Below are 943 nucleotides of genomic sequence, written 5' to 3' on the forward strand. Positions count from 1 at the left end.
TAGAACAGCCCCGGCTTGTGATTCGGCGTGCGGTAGCCCATCACTCCGGCAATCCCACGCTCTTCCAGCCCCTGGCACACCATCGGCGTGAAGTAGCCCGCATCCAGTCCCACCGCCTGAACCTCGAAACCGAACTGCCTGCGCTGACGGTCCAGCCTCGCCAGATACGGCTGGCTGTCGTGCACCGACGCGGGCGTTACGTGCGTATCCGTGATGATCGAGTGCTTCGCGTCGACCGTCCGATGGTCCAGCCAGAAGAAACCCGTGGGCTTGCCATCGCGCACCATGTAGCCACTTTCCGGATCCGTGCGGCTGACCTTCACCTCTTTCGTGGCACCGCCCGCCGGGCCGTCCGGGTCATCATCACGATCCCGCTTCAGGGGCTTTTTACCCTGCGCGGCGCGATCCGCGTCGACGGCTGCATCCAGTTGCGCCAGATACGCCGCCGGCGCCTGCTCCACCTTCACCACATCGAATTTCTGTTTGTTCGCGTTGGCCTTCAGATGGGTGCTGTCCGTGTACAGCACCCGGCCGTCGACCATGCCGCGACCGATCGCCTGACGCACGATCCCGTCGAAGATCTCCTGATAGACGGAGGTATCGGTGAAACGCCGACGCCGGTTCTGCGAGAACGTCGAGGCATCGGGCACCTTGTCGGTAAGCCGGTAGCGCGCGAACCACCGGTAGGCCACGTTGACCTGCACCTCGCGCATGAGCTGCCGTTCGCTGCGCACCCCGAACAGGTAGCCAATAAACAGCAACCGGAACATCACCACCGGATCGAGCGCCGGACGCCCGTTGTCCGCGCAGTAAAGGTGCGCCACCTTCTCGCGGATAAATTCGAAATCCACCGCCGCGTCGATCTTGCGAAGCAGGTGGTCCTTCGGCACAAGTTCCTCGAGCGTCACCATCTCGAGTTCGTGCTGCACGGGTGTCGGTGTCT

General features: G+C 63.2%; 1 protein-coding gene. It reads right to left on the bottom strand.

Going from position 1 to position 943, the window contains the following annotated elements:
• A partial coding sequence (locus U5805_RS31535; RefSeq protein WP_322107400.1) for an IS1182 family transposase occupies positions 1–943 on the bottom strand: 943 nt, incomplete at both ends.

Origin of the sequence: Paraburkholderia sp. J41 (genome assembly GCF_905220235.1) — a bacterium.
Taxonomy (GTDB): domain Bacteria; phylum Pseudomonadota; class Gammaproteobacteria; order Burkholderiales; family Burkholderiaceae; genus Paraburkholderia.